Here is a 2,328-nt window from a genome sequence, read left to right as displayed (position 1 = left end):
GGGACAGCGAGTGAGCTGGATCAACGCCAGGCGCAGGCGCCCGGTCGCCGGCTACGCGGCACTGCTGCTCGGGCTCGTCGTTGTCGCGCTGCTCTACGGGTCACTCACCCGTCAGGGGGGCACCGCGCAGGCGTCGGCACCACCCGCGTCGCAGCAGGACATCACGGCGGGCAAGGACTTGTTCCAGGCGACCTGCTCGAGCTGCCATGGCCTCGAGGCCCAGGGCACCAGTCAGGCACCGAGCCTGGTTGGCGCCGGGGCGGCCGCGGTGTACTTCCAGATGTCCACCGGCCGCATGCCGGCCAAGGAGGTCGGCGCGGAAAACCCCCGCGGGCCGGTCAAGTTCACCGAGCAGCAGATCTACCAGATCGCCGACTATGTGGCCTCCCTGGGCGGCGGCCCCGCGATTCCCACTGCCGAGCAGGTATCCACCGAGGGAGCGGACACCGCGCTCGGGTCAAACCTGTTCATGGCCAACTGCTCGCAGTGCCACGGCTTTGCCGGCGACAGCGGCGCGCTCACCTACGGCAAGTTCGCACCGCCGCTGACCCAGTCCACTCCGACGCAGATCTATACGGCGATGCTGACCGGGCCTGAGGCGATGCCGGTGTTCTCTGACGGAGCGCTCAGCCCGTCGGCCAAGCGCGACATCATCGCCTACATCACCGAGACGAGGGTCGAACCCAACCCCGGCGGCTTCTCGCTCGGCCGGATCGGTCCCGTCACCGAGGGCCTGGTGATCTTCCTTGGCGGGATGGGCTTCCTGGTGCTGATCGCGATGTGGATTACCGCCAAGCGGCGTGATCCAAGACCGACGGGGATGGAGCAGTAGTAATCATGAGCGACATGGAAGAGACCGAGGGGCACCCGAGCCCGGCTGTGCCGCACCGGGTGATCGGCACTCCCCCGCCCTCGCCGCGCCTGCTCGGGTCGACGGCCGTAGCCGATGGCGGCGACGGCGACGGCGCGGGCGAGGTCGCGGAGGCTGAGGGCGCGGAGCACATCGTCGGCCTCCCGCCGGACGACCCGAGGGTGATCGCGCACGCCAAGCGGGTGGAAAGGATAGTCGCGGCGTGCTTCACGTTCGCGTTCATCGCCGGCTGCGGATTCATCGCCGCCTACGTCGGCCTCGGGGTGCATTCGGTCGACAAGACCCTTCGCTCCAACCTCGCCCTGGGCACCTCGCTTTCCCTCGCGCTGGTCGCTCTCGGCCTAGGCGCGCTGCTCTGGGTGCGGCACCTGATGCCGAACGTCGAGATGGTCGAGGAGCGGCACGAATTGCGTTCTGACACCAAGGACCGGCAGGCGTTCGAGGAGTACTTCAAGGAGGGTGCGGCGAACAGCCAGTTCGTCAAGCGGCCGCTGGTGCGGCGCACCCTGATGCTCGGCACGCTCCCGCTGCTCGCCATCCCGGTCGTGCTGCTCCGCGACCTGGGGCCGGAGCCGGGGACAAGCCTGCGGCACACGGTGTGGAGCCCCGGTCGGCGGCTGCTCGTCTACGGCACCAACCAGCCAATCACCCCGGCCGAGTTCAGCGCGCCGGGCCAGTCGCTCACGATCGTGCCCGAGGGCTTCACCGACAATCCCGATGCCCTCGCCAAGGCCACCGTCACCCTGATCAAGTTCCGGCCCGGAGAGCTGAACGTCCCCACCACGACAGACGGCGATACGCTGATCGGCACGATGAACTGGACAGTTGACAACATCGTCGCCTACTCCAGGATCTGCACGCACGTGGGCTGCCCGGTGGGGCTGTACGAGCAGACCACGCACCATCTCCTGTGCCCCTGTCACCAGTCCACCTTCGACGCGTCGACCGGCGCGACCGTGATCTTCGGCCCGGCGCCACGGCCGCTGCCGCAGTTGCCGATGACCGTCGACGCGCAGGGGTACCTGGTGGCGAAGAGCGACTTCACCCAGCCCGTCGGCCCGAGTTTCTGGGAGCGCGGATGAGCGACAACTTTGACATTCCCAAGGCTCTCAGCGGCACCGGCGGGTGGCTCGACGACCGGTTCCACGGGGCGCGCGGGTTCCGCGTCCTGATGCGGAAGGTGTTTCCCGACCACTGGTCGTTCCTGCTCGGTGAGATCGCGTTGTGGTCGTTCGTCATCCTGCTGCTGACCGGGACCTTCCTGTCGCTGTTCTTCGTCCCGTCGATGACCGAAGTGACCTACCACGGGTCGTACGTCAAGCTGGACGGCATCCGGATGAGCGAGGCGTACCAGTCGACGCTGAACATCAGCTTCGACGTCCGGGGCGGGCTGCTGATGCGGCAGATCCACCACTGGGCCGCCGACCTATTCATGGCCGCGCTCATCATTCACATGC

The 2,328-nt window shown here is 67.8% G+C and carries 2 protein-coding genes and 1 pseudogene; all 3 read left to right on the top strand.

Going from position 1 to position 2,328, the window contains the following annotated elements; genetic code table 11:
* Window positions 1-10: 10 nt before the first annotated feature.
* Complete coding sequence (locus VKG81_RS04175; RefSeq protein ID WP_414685152.1) at window positions 11-832, top strand: c-type cytochrome; 822 nt, start codon at window positions 11-13, stop codon at window positions 830-832.
* Window positions 833-837: 5 nt separating this feature from the next.
* On the top strand, window positions 838-1,953 hold the full coding sequence (locus VKG81_RS04170; protein WP_324389994.1) for a ubiquinol-cytochrome c reductase iron-sulfur subunit: 1,116 nt from the start codon (window positions 838-840) through the stop codon (window positions 1,951-1,953).
* A pseudogene (locus VKG81_RS04165) lies at window positions 1,950-2,328 on the top strand (cytochrome b); the annotation flags it as partial. The gene VKG81_RS04170 and the pseudogene VKG81_RS04165, both read left to right, overlap by 4 nt.

The sequence above is a fragment of the Mycobacterium sp. genome (assembly GCF_035314905.1).
Lineage (GTDB): Bacteria > Actinomycetota > Actinomycetes > Mycobacteriales > Mycobacteriaceae > Mycobacterium.
The sequence above is the reverse complement of the archived record's forward strand: the minus strand, read 5'-3'. Positions and strand labels throughout refer to the sequence as shown.

Bases quoted from the DNA above. Each gene is read 5' to 3' on its own strand.
- VKG81_RS04170 (WP_324389994.1), top strand. From the start codon at position 838: ATGAGCGACATGGAAGAGACCGAGGGGCACCCGAGCCCGGCTGTGCCG.